This is a genomic window from Ruegeria sp. BHSA163 (assembly GCF_059613365.1).
The window spans coordinates 25,398-45,617 of the sequence record NZ_JBXWSJ010000013.1 but is presented as its reverse complement, the minus strand read 5'-3'; the positions used below and the strand labels follow the sequence as shown (position 1 = coordinate 45,617).

Genomic DNA, 20,220 nt, shown 5'->3' with positions numbered 1-20,220 from the left:
GTCCATGGCAGGAGCGACCTATTTTTTACCGCAGCGACCCTTGACTGAAAAGGGCTCTATAGATCGATCTCGATAACACCTTCGTTTAGGGCAGCTCGGCTTTGGCAAAGGATGATCGCGCCTTCACGTTGTTTGTTGGAAAGAACGAAATCTCGATGCTGGACATCGCCAGAAATTAAACCGCATTTGCAGACACCGCATATTCCATCCGAGCACTTTACGTCCACATGGATACCCGCTTCGTTCAGCACTTGTGCCGCATTCTTGTCTGCCGGAACAACCAGTTCTCGTCCTGAACGCACCAAACGCAGCTTGAACGGGTGATTTTCATATTCAGGTTGCTCAGGAACTGAAAAATACTCAAGATGTCGGGCTTCCTCGGGAAAACCCTGGCGTTCCGCAGCCTGAATGACTCCATCCATGTAGCGATCTGGTCCGCACGTATAAACGTGCCAACCTTCTCGGTAACTGCCCAGAATAACATCCAGGTCGGCGCGCGTACCTTCATCAGAAAAGTGATAATGAACCTGATCCGCCCAAGGCATTGCGGTCAAGTCCTCCAGATACCCTGCCGCATCCCTCTTGCTGGCCGAATAGTGTAATTCAAACGGAAGCTGCAACGCATGCAAACGATGGGCAAATGCAATCATCGGCGTGATTCCGATTCCACCGCCCATCAAAAAAGTTCTTGATGCGGTTTCCTCAAGTTCGAAATGGTTGATCGGTTTTGAAATGAAAACCTTTCGGCCCTCCTGAAAAATTCGGTGTAAAAGCGCGGACCCGCCCCGCCCTTCATCCTCGCGAAGGACGCCGATCTGATAGATGCTTCGGTCGGACGGGTCACCAGACATGGAATATTGCCGCAGGAATTCTGGGGCCACCAAAACATCCAAATGCGCCCCCGCTGTCCATTTGGGTAATGGTTTGCCATCCAAGGCAGAGAACTCATATTTACTCACATTTGCAGTCATTTTGTCCGCCAGGGTCAGCTCGACCCTCATGACCGGTGCATCCCCTGCAATTCGATAGTGATGGACAACCGAAAGATCACCATCCGACTTTCGAGCCTTATATTCCTCGGCCGAGACCATGGTCCGATACGCGGCGATACCTGCTTCGCGGTCCATTGCAAAAGGGTACGGCCATGGGTGCGGTGCCAGATTCGCGGGATAGACGGCCAAGGTCTGATCCTCGTATTTCAGGTCCAAATCCCTTTGCAGGTCCCGCCGATTTAGCGGATTAGCCGATGGGCGATAGGCCCCGTCAGCTTGCAGTTCGTTATCCCACCACCACTTCTTGATATCATTCAAGCCACCATTTCCGACGGCGTCATCCAATTTGGCCAGCACAGGTGCGGCGGCAGGGACGTTCATTGCCGCCCATCTAAAGGGACGTTCTTTGAAAATACCTTCAAGGTTCCACGGGCAGGTTTTCATGCACCGCCCGCACATGGCGCCGCCCGGCGTCGTGATCCTATACGTGGCACATTTTTGACTGTCGGACTTCCAGATCTCATAGCCGTTGAACATAAGTTTTGGTCCTGCCGTGATTGCCCCAGAAGGGCATTCACGGGCGCATTTGTTGCAACTTTCGCAAAACGATTGCAGGCCAAAGTCGATAGGTTTGTCATGAGTCATCGGCATATCGGTCGTAACCACACCCGATTTCAGGCGAGGGCCCAAATAGGGGTTTAGAATAACCTCACCGATCCGGCTGACTTCGCCCAATCCTGACAGCAGCAGCAACGGAGGTTGCAGAACCTCACCATCCATCACCGTGTGGGCTTTGGCCTTATATCCAAGGTTGCGGATTTGTTGGGCTATCACCCCACCGAGCAGCGAAAACCTCAAATACGCGCGCATAGACTGGGCAACGCTTATCCAATCGTCGCCGCTTGCGCCTTCCATTGTCTCATAACCCTGGTCAATGATCATACTGACCGCCTGATCATGGGGCGGTTTAATCTCTTCTCCGGTTGCGTCGTGAGAATACCAAGTCCACTCGGGGCATCTGCTAAGGCCCACGGCATCGGCACCTAGGAAATAACTGGCGGCCTTGATGTTTTCGGCATTTCTGACCGGATCTGAGGGTCTTACGTCATTGGCGCTTTCGCCGTCCTGTAAGAGAACAAAAGCACCCAATGCCCGACGCTGCGCAAAACTCGGCGCCGACTTGCGAACATAGTAACCACCTTTCGCACTGTCCTGCAGCGCCTTGCCCATATCACCAAATTGGGCGCGCGCGAACATGTCTGCCCGCTTGGGTACGCGCGCAACATTCTCTTCGTCGATATACGTTGTCGGGTTGTCGACTCGTTTGAGTTTTTCAAAAGGATGCGCGCCGTCCACATACCTCCGCTTGGCATAAGCGTCTCGGTTCAACGCGTTCTTGGCAAATCCGGCACCCAGCCACCAAGCCGGTCCTTGCGTACGAAACCAAGGCTGCTGTGCCAGCGGACACAAAGGTTGATCATGGGAGAGTTCCAGTTCTGTCGTTACGGCGGCGAGGCCAAAGCGTCGGCCCAACCAAGGCGCAACTAGCTCGCCGTTTTCGACCGAAGCCAGCCCTGCAGCTACTGCCAACTTGCCTAAATCAACTTCTGACGACATGGATGTATGAGCCCGCGCGTCAAATCCCAAAAGTCGGATGTAATTTGCTATGACGACTGCATTTTCCGTGGCCCTCAGGCAGGCTCGGTGATCCTGAGCATCCAATATCCAGTCAGAGCCAGGTTCAGACGGTTCCGGGTCCCGGTGATGTTCATAAAGAAAAACGATTGAATGCCTGTGGTTCTCTATCGAGCCAGGTGCAGCTTCCATGCTCTCTTTTAGATCAGCCATTATGACATCGATGCCCGAAGCCAACGTTTTTGTCTGACGAGTTTTTAACGCATTAGCCAAACGGTCGATATCGGGATTTCGTCGCGGCTCGGGTAGGAACGCATCAGATGGCAATGGACCGCACCCCATCATCGATGCATCATTGAAGTAACCAAAGGCTTTTAAATGATTTGTTCGCTCGACCGGATCGGTTGGGATTTCTGAAATCACTGGATTAACAATTCCGTCTCGGATGGCATCCATCATGGCCTGAAACTCACCCATCGCGTTTACGATGTTTTCAGGACGCTCAGGTCGATGAAAGTTGAGACGCCGCATGGGTTTAACCTGCGACAGATCCGGCATCCGAGATTGCCGCGCCAACCGTTCCAACGGATACGGCCCCATGTGAACGGGGCGGTTTTTGTCCGAGAAAAAACGGATACCCATCGCGTGCCTCCTGATTGTTATCGTGACGTATCCCGCCGTAGACAGCAAAACCATTCATAGATAATCATAGATGGTATGAGGAAAATTGATTTTACTGAACTGGATGGAAAGGTTTTACGGGTCTTTCTGACAATTTTACAGGAAAGTTCGGTTTCAAAAGCAGCGGATCGGCTTGGGGTCACGCAGTCGGCGATCAGTCACACACTATCAAAGTTGCGACAAATTTTGGGAGATCCATTGTTCGTACGTTCGGGACAAGGCTTGACCCCGACCGAACGCGCGTTGGCGTTGAAAGACCCGGCGCAGCTTGTTCTGGATGGAATGCGTGCTCTGACCCAAGAGCGACCTTTTGATCCATTGTCTGAACAAATCAATATTCAGATCGCTGCTAATGACATGCCACGTGAGTTAATTTTTCCCGATCTCCTGCGTTCTGTCCGCGCCGAGAACGTCCGATTGAGATTGGAGTTCATATCTTCCGGAGTACCAGACCCTGAATTGCTACGAAGTGACCGGTGTCAGATGATGCTGACGCCGTTACCGCCAGATGGTCCAGATATCTTTCAAAAGCGGCTCTTAACCAGCCCTTTGATGATATTTTTTGACGCCAGCAGACGCGATCCGCCGGACAGTTGGGAAACTTATTGCCAAAGCGAGCATGTCGACGTGCGTTTTGCCGATGGTCGCAGCGCCCGCAGCGTTATGCGCGGCGTCGACCAGAGCCAGATTAACCCTGCAACGGTGACACTGCCCCATTTCAACGCGATCCCATCGTTTGTAAAAGGCAGCGATTTGATCTCGACGGACACAGCACTGATGAAGAAAGGACCCCTGGCAGGTTTGGATTGCGCAGAACTCCCGTTCGATTGCGAACCTGTGAACATATACATGGTTTGGCATCAGAGATCCGCGAATGATCCTGCGCATCGCTGGTTGCGCACGCGGGTCGAAGCGATTGCCGCCAACCTTCAAGCCTGAGAAAGAAGCCAGTCGCGCATAAGCGAAACAAGTTCGGGTTGGCGGGGCTTTAGGGGGGCAACGACGAAAAAAACAAGATCGTCGAACAAGGTTTCTTTCAGTGGTTGAACAAGCTCGCCTGAAGCGAGCTCAGATGCGACTAATGCAGCGTTCGCCAAAGCCACTCCCTGCCCCGATACTGCCGCATCAATCGCAAGGCTTGTTTGACTAAAGCTCATCGTCCTAGCCCGACCCGCCACTTCGACCCGTTCAAGGAACAGCGGCCACAGACCATGTGAGTCGGTTAATAAGGTAAAACGCATCAGGTCATTTGGAACGGAAATTTGGTCGCCCAGCGAGGGGTTGCATACGGGAATGAACTCGTTCGAAAACAACAGCTTTGCATTGAAGCCGTCGCCAATTGGCCCGCGGCTTTGCCGAACAGCAATGTCCACACCATCTGTTCTGAAATCCGCCAAACGCTCACGCGCATCTACTTGCACCGCTATTTCCGGGTTCTTTCTTATAAAGTCGTTAAGGCGCGGAACGAGCCATTTCGACGCAAAGCTTGGCGTGACGGAGATAGTTATTTGGCGATGGCCCGATAGGTCGTCCACAGCTTCTTCGATCAACCTAAATGCCCGTCGCAACGGAGAATGAAAACGACGACCAGCCTCGGTCAATCTCAGTCCGCGGGGCAACCGTTCGAACAGGGCCTGCCCTAGTCGGGCCTCCAGCCCACGAACGTGCTGTGCAACTGCACCCTGAGTGACACCTAGCTCAGCAGCGGCCAAACGGAAATTCAGATGCCTTGCCGAAGCTTCAAAGGCGCGAATGGAATTGAGTGGGGGTAGTGCCGACATGACCGTTAACAGTAGTTTTTCTACAACATAAAGTCAGAAGAACTGATTGGTCAAACGCCCGCGCAGATTGCAAAATGCCGACAAACAAAGAAAGGAGAAAAACAAATGACGAAAGTGGCATTGATCACCGCAGGCGGCAGTGGAATGGGCGCTGACGCGGCACGTAGGTTGGCGACAGATGGTTTCAAAGTTGGAATTTTGTCATCCTCGGGCAAAGGCGAGGCATTGGCCGCACAATTGGGGGGCGTGGGGATTACGGGGTCGAACCAATCCAACGATGATCTGAGAAAACTGGTCGACGCGGCAATGTCACATTGGGGACGTGTAGATGTTTTGGTCAATTCAGCTGGCCACGGCCCAAGAGCGCCCATTTTGGAACTGTCGGATGAAGACTGGAATGCCGGTATGGAAGTATACTTTCTGAACGCGGTTCGTCCGACCCGGCTGGTGACGCCAATAATGCAAGAACAGGGTGGCGGTTCAATCATCAATATCTCGACCTTTGCCGTCTTCGAACCCGACCCGGTATTTCCGACATCCGGCGTGTTTCGAGCAGGACTTGCGGCCTTTACCAAGCTTTTTTCTGACAAGTATGCGGCTGAGAACATCCGAATGAACAACGTCCTGCCCGGGTTCATCGACAGCCTTCCGGAAAAGGAAGAATTCCGCGCCCGCATTCCGATGGGTCGTTATGGCCGCAGTTATGATGAGATTGCCTCGGTTGTTTCCCTGCTGGCCTCTGAAGGCGGTGGATACATCACCGGCCAAAATATTCGGGTGGACGGTGGCATAACGCGATCAGTGTAATCCGCTAAGAACGTGCCTTGAACAGGTGAGTAAGCGCTGCGCCGGTCTCAAAAAAAGTCCGGCGCGTCCGCGTCCATGACTCATTGTATTGAGCCACTGGTGCAATTGGCAACCGGGCCAGGTCATCCTTCAACAGGCTTTCGGCCATCATCCCGCCGAAAACCGTGCCCGGCCCGATCCCGCGCCCAGAAAACCCGTGCACAGCCAAAACATTTGGGCCGAGTTTTATAATCTTTGGTAAATGATCAGAGGTCATAGCAATTCTGCCGTGCCATTCGTCAACCAAGGGCTGATCCGCAAGCGAAGGAAAAAGCGCGGAAAGTTTGCGCCTAACCCAACCATGATGAAAAGAGCGCCCAAAACTGCTCAAATCACCCATTCCGCCTATAATAAATCGACCATCCCGATCCATACGGAACGATGTCATAATCAACTCGGTATCCCAGCATCCTTCACCACCTGACAGTATGCAGGCACGAAGATTTTCGGCTAGTGGGGCTGTCGCGTATTGAAAAAAGTACATCGGAACATACTGCGGTCGCGTCAGATTTAGGTTTTGATGATAAGCGTTTGTGGCCTGAATAACGGCCTTGGCGTGTACTGTACCATTCGACGTGGCCAAAACCCAATGGTTATCCAGATAATCAAGCGACAGCACCGCGCTTTGTTCAAATATCTGTGCACCTGCCTGCGACGCTGCTCGGGCCAGTCCCACACAATAAGCCAATGGCTGGATCGTCCCCGCACGCGGGTCAAACAGCGCCGCTTGAAACTGGTCGCTGCCTGTTTTGGATTTCGTATCTTCTGCGGAAATCAATTCTACTGGCGCTCCGGATTCTTTTAATTGGGCGTACCGTGACTTGAGATCCATCTCGCCCACCCTTGAATGGGCGCAATGCAATGTTCCATTTTGAAGCGGATCGCAATCGATTTGATGACGTTCGATCAACTTAAAAACCTCGGCAGGGGCTGCCGCCAAAAGCTGAATTAGCCGATTCCCAACCTGCTCTCCCAGGCGTTCGCGGATTTTCTTCGGAGGCAGCCAAAGCCCCGCGTTTACCAACCCTACGTTGCGACCAGAGCCGCCATGACCGATCTCTTCCGCTTCAAGTAGGCAAACCGCAGCACCCGCCTTTGCGGCTGTAAGGGCTGCAGAACAGCCCGTGTAACCGCCGCCTATTACTGCCAAATCAACCGAAACACTCCCGGTTAATGAATTCGTTTCGACCTTTTCAGCACAGGTCTTCCGCCACAACGAATGATCAACAGAATTCACAGACAGATAGTTCCCTGCATTTCGCGCCGACAATTGAAACAAATTCAACCGACTACAAGTGCTCTTTGGTCTTCCCGGCCCATCGCCACAAGCAGGTTTTGACTTTCCTGCACTGCCGAGAACGCTGCTTTATCTTTCATTCCTCGCCAATTTGCCAGAACCAATGATTGGGCGACTGCTCCACCCAGCGTTGTTCCGGGACCCGTTACGATGAAAAGATCCGGTGCAAATTCCCGGGCCGCTGTTCGTACAGCGCGCGTGAAATCATAGGCTTCAGTCACCTGATACCCCAAGGTGTAGTCCCTCAGCTTTTGCGTATCGACCGCGCCGGGCCACCAAATTTTGCCACGCCCATCAATGATCGGACGATTGGGTTGGGTAAATTTTATCTCACTGAGAACCGCCTGTCCTTCCGCCGCGACGGGACTTTGTAGCTGAGTATGGAAGGCCGCGTGGTTGTGAAGACGCAGGGGAAATCTTTCCTGAACAACAGGTTGCGATTCCTCAAAGTCTGTCAAGCCTGCATCATTTCCGGCCAGAACCAACATTCCACCCAGATCAATTGATAATGCCAGTGTATGTCCCTGCACATCATTTATTCGAGCGACTTCCTTCAAAATTGATGCTTTGCGAATGGGGTCATTCACCCAATCATCACCTACAAACGGATAAACTAACTGGCCCCCAATCAAATTGGCCTGCATTAACGTGCCCATTGTATTAGCGACGCGGAAACCTTCCGCTGCGCTCAGTGCTCCCGCCGCGGTCAGCGCACTGTACCATCCCATGGAATTCCCGGTAACGGCGACTACTTCGATGTCGCTAGCCAAATTCTGCGAATCCGCCAACGAGGCTGAGAATATCAGCGCCGAGGCGACATCTCCGCGTGAATATTTAGCGGCAGAGAACCTATCTGCACCGTCCAAGCCCGTTATTGTTTCTTGCCCGTTCTCGGCTCGTATGGCGTCAAAGCCTTTAAACAGAGCCATCCGGCTTGGGTGATTGCGACGAAGATAGCCCAGTTCGGCCTTGTTATATGTCCCCCGTCCAGGACAAATCACGACGGCGGTTCGGGTCATATAGCTTCTCCCGTCAATTCCAAAGCTGCTTTCACTATGCCTTTGCGTGAGGGCAGGGTCGCCGCATAGGCTGGCCCTGTTGCGATAAAGCTGTCTTCGGCAACTACGCGTCCAATCGGAATATGAGACCGTTCCTCGCAGAATAAGGTCATCAAGCCTTCTGATTGACTTCCAGTTCTGCGGCATTCATCGACGATCAACACGTGTCGACAATCCTTGGTGGCTGTTAAAATTCCTTTAGTAGGCAATGGCGCTAGCCAACGCATGTCGATAACACGTGTCTTAACACCTGCGGCCTGTAATTCCGGTAAAGCCTGTTGCGACAAGTAGTTCCCGTTGCCATAGGTCACAATCGCCAGGTCGGTACCGTTTCCATGCACACCAACCTGGCCCAGTGCGATCCGTTGTTCCGACGACGGATAAATGGTCATCCACCCCCCGTCCTGAGGCTGGTGAAGATCACGTATTGGGTAGAGCGCTATTGGTTCCACAAACGCCACGACGCGCTGTTCTTCGCGGGCGAGCCGCACGCATTCCCGCAGCATTTTTGCCGCGTCTGCGCCGGTCGACGGACACGCTAAAATGACCCCAGGAATATCCCGCAAAACAGCAAGTGAATTGTCATTGTGAAAGTGTCCGCCGAAACCTTTCTGATAACCGAGTCCGGCAATACGAACCACCATTGGATTGGTAAATTGTCCATTCGAGAAGAATGGAAGCGTGGCCGCTTCACCTCTGATTTGATCCTCAGCATTGTGCAAGTAAGCGAGGAACTGAATTTCTGGGATCGGGATAAATCCATTATGCCCCATTCCAATTGCCAATCCCAAAATGGCCTGTTCATCCAACAAAGTATCGATCACTCGATCAGCGCCGAAACGTTGCTGCAGTTTTTGCGTAACACCATACACTCCGCCTTTGCGTCCCACATCTTCGCCCATACACACGATCTCAGAATGTTCCAGCATCAGATCAGTCAGCGCCCAGTTGATCAGGCGGCTCATGGGTTGCGGTTCGTCCAAAGCGCGCAGGTCGTTTCCAAAAGCGTCGGCTCGCGCCTTGGCGCCCGGTCCATTAGTGGGCTTGCATGGACGTTTAGGGGGAATCAAGCTTTTCATGACCTCCTGTGCATCGGCCAAGTGCGGGCGCGAGGATGCTTCAGCCGCGATCCGTTTGGCTCGCGCACATGTGTCTGTATAGATTCTCAACGCGTCATCGGGAGAGAGAGCCTCGGCTTGATCCATTAATCGGACCGAGTGCAAAAGCGGGTCATTGGCCTCGTCCGCTTCGACTTCGGATTTGCTTAGGTACGTCGTTGGCATATCTGCGCCTGCGTGACCATAAAGACGAACAGTCTTTAAGTGCAGGAATGCAGGCTTTCGCCTGGTGCGTACGTATTCTGCAGCCTCTTTGGCGACGGCATAAGTCTCATAGATATCCAACCCGTTGGCCTGAAAATACTTGATGCCAGGTCGACGCTGCATAGAAATCTGAATCCAGCCTTTAGGCGTTTTTACCGATATTCCAATTCCGTTATCCTCACACACGAACAACAATGGCAGAGGTGTCGACTGCACGCTTGTCCACCCGGCGGTGTTGATCGCCCCTTGCGCAGTTGAGTGATTTGCAGAAGCGTCCCCAAACGAACACATGGCAATGCCGTCTTCAGGCAACTGCCTATGCTCGGGAGCGTTTCGCCGAGCCGCGCCCAGCGCATAGGCCGCACCGACCGCCTTTGGGAGATGGCTGGCTATTGTCGACGTCTGTGGCGGTATCATCAACGCCTTGGACCCAAGAACCTTGTGGCGGCCGCCGGATGTCGGATCTTCGCATGAGCAGGCAAAACTCAATAGCATATCCCAGGCGATCTGCTGGCCCGGCAATTGTTCGGCACGCGCTATCTGAAACGCCGCATCCCTATAGTGCAAAAAGGCGATATCGGTCGGTCGCAATGCATGGGCTACGGCGGCCATCCCCTCGTGACCCGACGAACCGATCGTGTAGAAGCCCTTACCTTCTTTCTGCATAGTCCGGCTTGTTTGATCCAACGCCCGACTAAGAACCTGCGACCGGAATAGAGAAACCGCATCTTCTTTGGATAATCCTGATACAGGGGCGTTCCCGTGCGGAAATTCACGGTTGGCGACCCGGTTCAGGAAGTTCTGGTGAACGATCTGGGCGCGATCCATGGCATACCTCAATTTCAGCAGTGCATCGTTAGCCTTAATAACGCCTGCAACAATTCGTCATTGGTTTTTCCCTGCCAGTCTTAGCAGTTTGAGCGATCTGCACAGTTACCACCATACAGATACTGACGGCACGACTAGCAAGGTCGCATGTTTGTCATGGCTCTGGCCGACGTCAAACACCAGTGATATTGCATTCAAAAGGTATGAGGATTTGTCATATGATAGCGCCCCGTCGTTTCCTTCCATCAATTTCATCCCTGCTGGCCTTGGAGGCCGTGGACAGATTGGGCAGCGCTTCTGCAGCCGCGCACGAGCTTTCGCTCACGCAAAGCGCCATCAGCAGGCAACTTAAGGCTGCTGAAGACCAGTTGGGGATCGATTTGATCGAGCGCAGTCAAATGCGCCTGCAACTAACACCCGCCGCAAAAGACTATGTTGAAACCGCCCGGTCCTCATTGAAGGATCTTGCGCAGGCTGCCTTACGCCTTACGGCGAACCCGGCTGGTGGTTCTTTAAACCTGTCGATCCTGCCTGCATTTGGAATGCACTGGCTTGCCCCACGATTACTTGACTTTGCGCAAAGTCATCCAGAGGTGACAGTGAATTTGGGTACAAGGCTAAAACCTTTTGATTTCTCAAATGAGCATTTTCACGCAGCAATACATTTCGGACGTAAAGACTGGGCCGGTGTGAGTTACCTGAAAATCATGCGAGAAGAGGTTTTACCCGTCTGTTCACCCGCCTTGGCCTTGCAAGGCTTGAACACCTTGGAAATGTTGCGTGATGCGCCACTTTTGCATTTGGATACGCGCGCTGACGCCTGGGAGCAGTGGTTTTCAACACAAGGCCAAGCGGTCCAAGGCTTACAGGGAATGCTGTTTGATCAATTTTCAACCATGGTTCAAGCAACCATCCACGGCCTCGGTGTTGCGCTGCTTCCTACATTTTTAGTCAAGAAAGATCTGTCTGAAGGGCGGTTAAAGCTAGCGTGGAATGCACCCGCCATCAGTCTGGGAGACTACTATCTTGTATGGCCTAAGGATCGAGCCTTGCCCGAACCAGTCAAGTCGTTTCGTATTTGGCTGGAAGGACAATTGTCAGATAAATCACACCAGTGACAGACTATTGGCCTACCGATCGATCAACTAGTTTTGCCGATGTCGTTCCGGCACCTTAGCGTTCAGTTCAGACATCTAATGATCGGGCAATTAGCTCTTTCATCACTTCATTTGTCCCGCCGTATATCATCTGAACTCGCGCATCGGCGTAAAGTCTGGCAATCGGATATTCCATCATGAACCCGTATCCGCCAAACAGTTGCAAGCACTCGTGCATGATTTCGTTTTGCACTTCGGATCCCCAGTATTTTACCATTGACGCCGTAGCGGCATCCAACTTTCCGGTTTCAAGCTTGGCAATACACTCATTCACGAAACTGCGTAGAACTTCCGCTTTCGTTTTGCATTCCGCCAATTTGAACCGTGTATTCTGAAAGTCCATTACGCGCTGACCAAAAGCCTTCCGCTCCTGCACGTATTTCACTGTTTCGGCGATGGCAAAATCGATTGCACCCAAGGCCATTATGCCAATCGTCAATCGCTCCCAAGGCAATTGGGTCATCAATTGATAGAACCCCTGACCCTCTTCCGGACCGAGCAGATTGGTCATAGGAACTTTCACGTCCTCAAAGAACAGTTCAGCGGTATCGTTGCCTTTCATTCCTAGTTTTTTAAGGTTCCTGCCCCGGCGAAAGCCATCTGCTCCATCCGTTTCGACAACTATCAAAGATACTCCTTTGGCGCCCAAAGCCTTGTCGGTTTTGGCCGTAACAATAATCAAGTCGGCAGACTGACCGTTCGTTATGAATATCTTCGACCCGCTTATACAATAAGAGTTGCCATCCTTGTCCGCCGAAGTGCGCACAGCCTGCACATCCGATCCTGTGCCAGGTTCAGTCATTGCTAACGCGCCGATCATTTCGCCGGAGGCCAGTTTAGGCAGCCACTTCTGCTTTTGTTCCTCGCTGCCGTAAGCGTCGATGTAGTGTATCACGATAGATTGGATGCCGTAGCCCCAACCTGCGTCGCCGCGCGCGCTTTGTTCATAGAGGGTTACCGCATCAAAACCCATTCCCCCGCCAACGCCGCCATATTCCTCGGCGATAGCACCAGCCATCAATCCGGCCTGCCCGGCTTTTTCCCAAAAGGCGCGATCGACCACTCCCTGCTCGATCCAAGTCTCGACATTGGGCACAAGCTCGTCGTCCAGAAATCGGCCGGCCATGTCAGCATACATCCGATGTTCTTCAGTAACCCAAGCGGCGGAACTGGTGAAAAGTGGCATCGCAACCTCGTTCATTGGCGTCAACCAAAGCTAACCTCACCTGCGATTCCTTCCAATCCATATGACGTCGTGTCGGAGGAATGCAACGTAACGTTTTTTAAATCAGACGGTTAAGTGATCACGAAAACAGTCTTGTCGATGACAATACCGTGGGATTCGGCTTGATTGCGGAGCAACGCACACCTTATTCGAGTTACGTATCCGAGCACTCTAGCCTGCAAAGGAAAATGATCATGCCCCGCGCCTTTTCAGAACTGACATTCACGCCTTCTGTCCGCGCCCATCAAGAGCGCATGGGATCAGCGGAAACTTATAGCAAATTCTTGGAAACTGGCCCGCAACAGGGTCATGAAATCGGTCCGGCAGAGCAGGCGTTTATTCAGGCCCGGGATGGGTTCTATCAAGCCACCGTATCAGAAACTGGCTGGCCGTATGTTCAGTTTCGTGGCGGACCGGTTGGTTTTCTAAGAGTCCTGGATTCAAAAACGCTCGGCTACGCAGATTTCTCTGGGAACAGACAATATATTTCACGCGGCAATTTGGACGGCAATGACCGCGTTGCCCTGATCCTAATGGATTATGCCAACAAAAAGCGGCTCAAGGTTTTAGGGCGCATGACATTTACAGAAAGTCCTGGCGCTGCCGCCTCCCTTTACCCAAATGGGGCAGAGGCTAAAGCGGAACGTTCGGCTATCATCCATGTAGAAGCCTTAGACTGGAACTGTCCGCGCCATATCACACCGCGCTTTACCGAGGCCGAACTGCGCCCGCACTTGAACGAGTTAGGTAAGCAATTGGCCCAACTTCAGTCAGAGAATGAAAAGTTGAAGGCTGAGCTCGCAGAGCTGAAGGGCCCGAACGACATTTAAGTTACAAAAATATGCCATTGACCCTTGACCTTCCCGTCACTGGAAGCCCCATCTGAGGCAAGAACCTAGTGTCAGGACGACTCGGATGGTTGATCAAAACCAAACTCAATTGAAAGTTTCAGGGATGAGCTGCGCGTCGTGCGTTGCGCGTGTGGAAACAGCGCTATGTAACGCTCCCGGTGTAAAGGCGGCGTCTGTAAATTTTGCCAATGGAGTCGCGCAGGTCACATACGATGGAGCATTCTCGGCTATCACGAATGCTTTGGATGAAGCCGGTTATCCCGCGAAGTCACAGAAAATCGATCTAAAAGTCGATGGCATGAGTTGTGCGTCATGCGTTGGTCGGCTCGAAAACGCACTGAAGGAAAGCCCCGGAGTTTTGAGCGCCAGTGTGAACCTGGCCACTCAGCGTGCGACTGTGACCTTTGTTGAAGGAGCCTGTGACCCGGCATCTTTGGTGCAGGTCGTTAAGGAAACCGGGTATTCAGCGCGTCAAGCGCAGGACGTCAAACCAAATCAAGGCTTTGATACGCAATCGGATGAAATACAAACGCTAACTAGGACCACGGTGATTGCCGCAGCGCTTGCTTTGCCGGTCTTCGTATTGGAAATGGGTGGCCATATGGTCCCCGCCTTTCATCATTGGATTCAAGCCACGATTGGCGCCCAAAACAGCCATCTGATCCAGTTTGCCTTGACATCTGTGCTGATGATCGGTCCCGGGCATGTGTTTTTTGCCAAGGGTTTACCCTCATTGTTGCGCGGCACACCTGACATGAATGCGCTGGTCGCATTAGGTACCGGAGCAGCCTATCTATATTCGATAGTCGCGACTTTCTTGCCGCAAGCTCTGCCGAAAGGCACTGCTAATGTTTACTTCGAAGCTGCCGCGGTAATCATTGTTCTGATCCTGCTTGGACGACTGATGGAAGCCCGAGCCAAAGGAAAAACCGGTGCCGCAATCCGAAAGCTGGTGGGCCTTCAACCGAACACTGCCCGTGTTCTTCAGGACGGTTTATGGGTGGATAAACCCATTGAAAAGGTGGCAGAGAACGATGAGTTGATTATCCGCCCCGGCGAACGAGTTCCCGTCGACGGAGAGGTCTTGGACGGCAACTCTTACATCGACGAAAGCATGATTACGGGCGAACCAGTTCCCGTCGGGAAAACCGTCGGGGAACAAGTGGTTGGCGGGACAGTGAACGGTACTGGTGCGCTGCAAATTCGGGCCACGCGCGTTGGCCAAGACACAGTTTTGGCGCAAGTAATTCGTATGGTTGAACAGGCTCAGGGTGCCAAGCTGCCTATCCAAGGGCTGGTCGACAAAATCACGCATCGTTTCGTTCCCGTCGTAATTGCGGTTGCTGTTCTTACGGTCCTGGCATGGATGATACTTGGACCGACCCCTGCGTTACCGCTTGCGCTTGTTGCCGGAGTGTCGGTGTTAATCATCGCCTGTCCTTGCGCGATGGGTCTTGCGACGCCGACATCGATCATGGTCGGAACGGGACGAGCCGCGGAATTGGGTGTCCTCTTTCGAAAGGGCGACGCACTACAGACCCTTCAGCAGGCCCAAGTAATTGCCATGGACAAAACCGGGACGCTGACGCTTGGCCGACCAGAACTTACCGAGTTTGTCGCTGCAGATGGTTTTGAACGAACACACGTGCTGCGGCTGGCCGCCGCGGTCGAAGCGCAATCCGAACATCCGGTCGCGAATGCTATCACTCGAGCTGCCCCAGCAGAGCTACCGGAAGTTACCGAGTTTCGCTCAATAACTGGGCAAGGCGTCAGTGCCCGAGTCGAAGGACAGTCTGTTTTGGTCGGATCCGGGCGCTTTATGGCGCAGAACGGGGTGGACCTAGCTGCTCTTAACCATGTCGCAGAGGTGCACGCCAAGACTGGTGCAACCCCACTATTTGTCGCAATTGACGGCAGCGCAGCTGCCGCTTTAGCGGTTTCAGACCCGATCAAACCCGGCACAACGGAGGCGTTGAAGGCACTGCGCGCAATGGGATTGAAGCTTGTAATGATTACAGGGGACAACACCCTGACAGCAAAAGCGTTGGCTCAAACTTTGGGAATCGATGATGTAACGGCCGAGGTTCTGCCAGGAGGTAAACAAAAAGCCATAGCAGAGCTGCAAGGCCGGTATGGAACAACGGCTTTTGTCGGAGACGGAATTAATGACGCGCCCGCATTAGCGGCCGCAGACATCGGTATTGCAATCGGCACAGGAACCGACGTAGCTATTGAAACCGCTGATGTAGTGTTGATGTCCGGCGATTTGCGCGGGGTCGCAAATGCATTGGATATCAGTCATCGCACAATGCGAAATATTCGGCAAAATTTGGGGTGGGCATTTGGCTACAATATCCTGCTTATCCCAGTAGCCGCAGGTGTGTTGTACCCGTTTGGCGGACATTTGCTATCACCCGCATTGGCCGCTGGCGCCATGGCGCTGTCTAGTGTGTTCGTTGTTTCCAACGCCCTGCGTTTGCGCCGGGCGCAAGTTCAATTGCCGGAGCCTGATTCACCACTTGCAACGCAGGAGGTTACATCATGAACATCGGAGACGTATCGCAACTGACAGGATTGCCCGCAAAGACGATCAGGTACTACGAGGATATCGGACTGATCAAACCTTTGCGTGACGACAACGGCTATCGACGGTTCCGTAATCAGGATGTCCACAAGCTGAATTTTCTTGGGCGCGCTCGCGCGTTGGGCTTTACCATTGAAGATTGCCGGACCCTGCTGGCCCTTTACGAGGATGAAACCCGTGCCAGTGCAGATGTAAAGCGCATTGCCCGCCAGCATCTCGGACAGATCGAGGCCAAAATTACTGATCTCAATGCAATGCGTGACACGCTAAGCCACCTAATAGAGGCCTGCGCCGGCGACGACCGACCAGATTGCCCGATACTTCAAGATTTGGGAGGTAAACCCTGAAGCGGGGTTGCCCTTTGTACCACCGTTTGATTTGTCGGTTCCGGATACCGCAATCGGGTTTTCTTAGTCAGGAAACCACTGCTCACTCGGAAGGATACTCAAGTGGCAAAAATCGCGTTCTTGGGCCTTGGGGTCATGGGTTATCCAATGGCCGGTCATCTGCAGGCGGTTGGCCATGAAGTTACCGTTTTCAACCGTACTTTGGTGAAGGCAGAGCCTTGGGTCGAACAGCACGGCGGCTCTGCGGCAGCCACACCAAAGGAAGCCGCACGCGGGGCAGAATTTGTCATTGCCTGCGTAGGAAATTACAACGATCTGCGCGTTGTTTGCGCCGGCGAGAATGGCGCTTCTCTGCCGCTGACAACGCTGGTGGATCAGTTTTATAAGGATGTTCAAATGCTGGGGGGCGGACGCTGGGACACCTCGGCGCTGCTCAAACGTTTAAGGGCAATGGATTAGCACATGAATGGAACGGAAGATCATTGGGCGAAAGCCCTGCGGAGCCACTGGGGGCTTGACGCTCGGTTAACCCGTTTGGACGGGGAATATGACCTAAATTTTTTGGTACACGCCAAGAACGGTCAAGATTATGTGCTTAAAGTTATGCGCGTCGACTGCCAACCAGAATTGGTAGACCTACAAATCAAAGCGCTGGACCATTTGGCAACATCTGCACCGGGCCTACCATTTCCCAAGGTTTTTCCGTCACTAGACGGCTTAGAACTGCCGTCAATTAGGGATGAGCAAGGTCAACCGCGCCTTGTTTGGTTGCTCGAATATCTTTCAGGGCGTTGTTACGCTGACGCTAAACCTAAGACCACGGACCTGATCCTGAAACTCGGCCGGGTTTTGGGGGCAACGGATCGTGCTTTAGAACAATTTTCGCACAATGGTTTAAATAGATCGGATTTCAAATGGGACCTTGTACAAGCAAGCTGGATTAGGCGCAAATTGGATATAATAACCAACGCTGATCGACGCGAAATACTTGAAGACATTGTGCGGGACTTCACCAGAATATCCGGCCAGTTGAACCGCCTGCCGAAACAGGCCATTCACAACGACGCAAATGACTACAACATTCTGGTCCAAGGAGAGTTGAGCGAACGCCGCAGCGTCTCGGGTTTGATCGACCTGGGCGACATGTGCGCCGCACCACGTGTTTGCGAGCTGGCCATCGCCGGGGCATATGTGGTCCTTGACCATCCAAAACCGGAACGTGCTCTTGCCTCTCTGGTTCAAGGCTATCATGCAGCCAACCGCCTGCGCGCCGAGGAGGTTGATCTGGTTTGGCCGCTACTACGGATGCGACTGGCAGTCTCGATTGTCAACTCGACGTTGATGGCAGCTGAGCACCCGGATGATCCCTATGTAACGATCAGTCAGGCACCGGCGTGGCGCTTTCTCGAAAGCGACAATGTCAATGAGGGGCTTATGTCAGCCCGCCTGCGTACAGCTTGCGATTTACCTGTGGTCGACGGTGCAGAACGCATACTAGCCTATCTGAACGCGCATCGCGGACATTTTGCAAAGATGTTCGAAGTAGACTTGAACGAAGCTCCCATGGGGTCACTTTCGGTCGAAAACTCCACCTGGCCGCAAAATCCGTTTCATATGCCTTTGGATGAGGCAGCCTGTGTAGGTGAAGAGTTTGGTGAAGGTTTCTGGCTGGGCTATTACAATGAACCCCGATTAATTTATACCGAACCCGGATTTCGCAAGGGGCCATGGAAGGCGTCTGACCGTAGGACTGTTCATCTGGCTGTTGATGTTTTTGCACCGGCAGGTACCGTCTTGCACGCACCGGTCAGTGGGCGCGTCGAAGCTGTTGAGAACCGGACGGCACATTTGGACTATGGCGGCGTTGTGATCCTGCACCATGAAACGCCAGAAGGTGATCCATTCTATACACTTTACGGTCATTTGGACCCCGAAGCTTGCGCGCGCCTGAAGCCAGGTGATCCTGTTGCGCAAGGCGCAGCATTTGCACGCTTGGGCAATCCCTCCCAAAACGGCGGCTGGGCGCCGCACGTTCATTTCCAGCTCGCCCTGACAACGGATGGCATTCAAACCGATTGGCCCGGTGTGGGTGATCCGGACGAGTTGGATCTGTGGCACGCCGTTTGCCCCAACCCGGCTGCCCTGTTGAACTTGTCAGACGAGAAGGTTTTTTACCGCCCGACCGACAAGTTGTCCGTTCTTCAGAATCGGCAAGCACATTTCGGCGGCAACCTGTCTTTGACTTACGACGACCCTGTAATGCTGGTTCGCGGTTGGAAACATCACCTTTTCGACGAGTGGGGGCGACCATATCTGGACGCTTACAATAACGTTCCGCATGTTGGACACGCGCATCCCCGCATTCAATTGGTCGCGGCGGATCAGCTGAAAAGGATGAATTCAAACACCCGTTATCTGCATCCTGCGCAAACCGCATTTGCCGAAAAACTGCTTTCAAAACTGCCGGATCAATTCGAAGTCTGTTATTTCGTCAATTCCGGTTCTGAGGCGAACGAGCTGGCTCTGCGACTGGCACGAGCACATACCGGCGCCAAAGGAATTGTTACGCCTGACCATGGATATCATGGCAACACCAATGCTGCCGTCGCGATATCGGCTTACAAGTTCAACAAACCCCGCGGAGTAGGAAAGGCCGACTGGGTAGAGCTCGTCGAAGTGGCCGACGACTATCGCGGCTCGTTCCGCCGCGACGATCCCGTACGTGCCGCCAAGTTCGCGGATTTGGTAGACCCTGCAATTGCATCCCTTAAACAGAAGGGACACGGGCTGTCAGCATTTATTGCTGAAACTTTCCCTTCAGTTGGGGGCCAGATCATTCCTCCCTCTGGTTATCTGTCTGCAGTATACGAAAAAGTCCGAGTTGCTGGCGGTGTTTGCATAGCCGACGAAGTTCAGACCGGGTTGGGACGACTGGGAGAGTTTTACTTTGGCTTTGAACATCAACAGGCGCTGCCGGATGTCGTGGTGATGGGCAAGCCTATCGGCAACGGCCATCCTTTAGGAGTCGTAGTCACGACCCGTGAAATCGCCGAAAGCTTTGACAATGGTATTGAGTTCTTTTCCACATTTGGTGGATCAACGTTGTCGTGCCGTATCGGAAAGGAAGTTCTGGACATCGTCGATGACGAAGGACTGCAGGAAAACGCCAGCTTAATGGGGGCTCGACTGAAGGACGGGCTAATCAATTTGCAAGATGGGTTCTCGCAGATCGGTGATGTTCGCGGTATGGGTCTGTTTCTGGGGGTTGAACTAGTCAACCTTGATGGAACCGAGGGGACCGAGATTTGTGGCTATGTAAAAAACCGTATGCGCGACCATCGAATTTTGATCGGAAGCGAGGGACCAAAGGACAATATTCTCAAAATTCGCCCGCCTCTGACCATCGGAGCCGAAGACGTCGACATGATCCTTTGGGCCATGCGCAATGTGTTGTCTGAGATCGGAGACTATGTGCCAGCAGCTACCTGCGATCACGATCATCATCATGCTGGATGCAGTTGTTGCTAGAACGCAAATCCCCGGAGCGAGGGCCGGTGATTTTCCCTGTATTCCAATGTGCTGTGATTGACAAAGGTTTCTGGCCGATCTTCAATAC

The 20,220-nt window shown here is 53.0% G+C and carries 13 protein-coding genes and 1 pseudogene; 8 read left to right on the top strand and 6 right to left on the bottom strand.

The window, feature by feature from the left end; translation table 11 throughout:
* Positions 1 to 56: 56 nt before the first annotated feature.
* A complete protein-coding gene (locus AC2FNV_RS08245) occupies positions 57 to 3,269 on the bottom strand; it encodes a reductive dehalogenase (RefSeq protein WP_496772949.1) in 3,213 nt (1,070 codons plus the stop codon).
* Between the two features lie 75 nt (positions 3,270 to 3,344).
* Here AC2FNV_RS08245 and AC2FNV_RS08240 point away from each other — a divergent pair, with 75 nt between their 5' ends.
* Complete coding sequence (locus AC2FNV_RS08240; RefSeq protein WP_170477198.1) at positions 3,345 to 4,247, top strand: LysR family transcriptional regulator; 903 nt, start codon at positions 3,345 to 3,347, stop codon at positions 4,245 to 4,247.
* Here AC2FNV_RS08240 and AC2FNV_RS08235 read toward each other — a convergent pair.
* Positions 4,238 to 5,089, bottom strand: coding sequence for a LysR substrate-binding domain-containing protein (locus AC2FNV_RS08235; RefSeq protein WP_170603503.1), 852 nt, complete (start codon positions 5,087 to 5,089; stop codon positions 4,238 to 4,240). The two genes, AC2FNV_RS08240 and AC2FNV_RS08235, sit on opposite strands and share 10 nt — an antisense overlap.
* 105 nt (positions 5,090 to 5,194) lie before the next feature.
* On the opposite strand from AC2FNV_RS08235, the gene AC2FNV_RS08230 reads away from it, so the two are divergent.
* Complete coding sequence (locus tag AC2FNV_RS08230) at positions 5,195 to 5,896, top strand: SDR family oxidoreductase (RefSeq protein WP_170603501.1); 702 nt, start codon at positions 5,195 to 5,197, stop codon at positions 5,894 to 5,896.
* A 4-nt stretch (positions 5,897 to 5,900) separates the two neighbouring features.
* On the opposite strand, the gene AC2FNV_RS08225 is transcribed toward AC2FNV_RS08230, so the two are convergent.
* Genes AC2FNV_RS08225 through AC2FNV_RS08215 form a run of 3 tightly spaced genes read right to left on the bottom strand, consistent with a single transcriptional unit; the run spans position 5,901 to position 10,440 of the window.
* Complete coding sequence (locus AC2FNV_RS08225; protein WP_367648145.1) at positions 5,901 to 7,172, bottom strand: NAD(P)/FAD-dependent oxidoreductase; 1,272 nt, start codon at positions 7,170 to 7,172, stop codon at positions 5,901 to 5,903.
* Positions 7,173 to 7,216: 44 nt separating this feature from the next.
* Entirely contained in the window at positions 7,217 to 8,251 is a 1,035-nt protein-coding gene (locus AC2FNV_RS08220) for an ACP S-malonyltransferase (protein WP_170603499.1), read from the bottom strand.
* Entirely contained in the window at positions 8,248 to 10,440 is a 2,193-nt protein-coding gene (locus tag AC2FNV_RS08215; protein WP_170603497.1) for a dehydrogenase E1 component subunit alpha/beta, read from the bottom strand. Before AC2FNV_RS08215 ends, AC2FNV_RS08220 begins: the two co-directional genes overlap by 4 nt.
* Before the next feature lie 218 nt (positions 10,441 to 10,658).
* Between AC2FNV_RS08215 and AC2FNV_RS08210 the strand changes: the two genes are divergently transcribed.
* On the top strand, positions 10,659 to 11,558 hold the full coding sequence (locus AC2FNV_RS08210) for a LysR family transcriptional regulator (RefSeq protein ID WP_170603495.1): 900 nt from the start codon (positions 10,659 to 10,661) through the stop codon (positions 11,556 to 11,558).
* Between the two features lie 67 nt (positions 11,559 to 11,625).
* On the opposite strand, the gene AC2FNV_RS08205 is transcribed toward AC2FNV_RS08210, so the two are convergent.
* The gene (locus tag AC2FNV_RS08205; RefSeq protein WP_170603493.1) at positions 11,626 to 12,783 is read right to left on the bottom strand and encodes an acyl-CoA dehydrogenase family protein; all 1,158 of its coding nucleotides are present in this window, start codon (positions 12,781 to 12,783) and stop codon (positions 11,626 to 11,628) included.
* Between the two features lie 233 nt (positions 12,784 to 13,016).
* On the opposite strand from AC2FNV_RS08205, the gene AC2FNV_RS08200 reads away from it, so the two are divergent.
* From AC2FNV_RS08200 to AC2FNV_RS08180, 5 genes and pseudogenes are all read left to right on the top strand, one after another.
* Positions 13,017 to 13,652, top strand: a complete 636-nt coding sequence (locus tag AC2FNV_RS08200; protein ID WP_170603491.1) for a pyridoxamine 5'-phosphate oxidase family protein — start codon at positions 13,017 to 13,019, stop codon at positions 13,650 to 13,652.
* Positions 13,653 to 13,737: 85 nt separating this feature from the next.
* Complete coding sequence (locus AC2FNV_RS08195) at positions 13,738 to 16,218, top strand: heavy metal translocating P-type ATPase (RefSeq protein WP_170603489.1); 2,481 nt, start codon at positions 13,738 to 13,740, stop codon at positions 16,216 to 16,218.
* Positions 16,215 to 16,604 (top strand): Cu(I)-responsive transcriptional regulator, encoded by a 390-nt coding sequence (gene cueR, locus AC2FNV_RS08190; RefSeq protein WP_170477172.1) that lies wholly within the window; start codon positions 16,215 to 16,217, stop codon positions 16,602 to 16,604. The genes AC2FNV_RS08195 and cueR overlap by 4 nt, the downstream gene beginning before the upstream one ends.
* A gap of 102 nt (positions 16,605 to 16,706) precedes the next feature.
* Positions 16,707 to 16,952: pseudogene (locus AC2FNV_RS08185) on the top strand (NAD(P)-binding domain-containing protein); the annotation flags it as partial.
* Positions 16,953 to 17,066: 114 nt separating this feature from the next.
* Entirely contained in the window at positions 17,067 to 20,132 is a 3,066-nt protein-coding gene (locus AC2FNV_RS08180) for an aminotransferase class III-fold pyridoxal phosphate-dependent enzyme (RefSeq protein WP_496772943.1), read from the top strand.
* Positions 20,133 to 20,220: the final 88 nt, after the last annotated feature.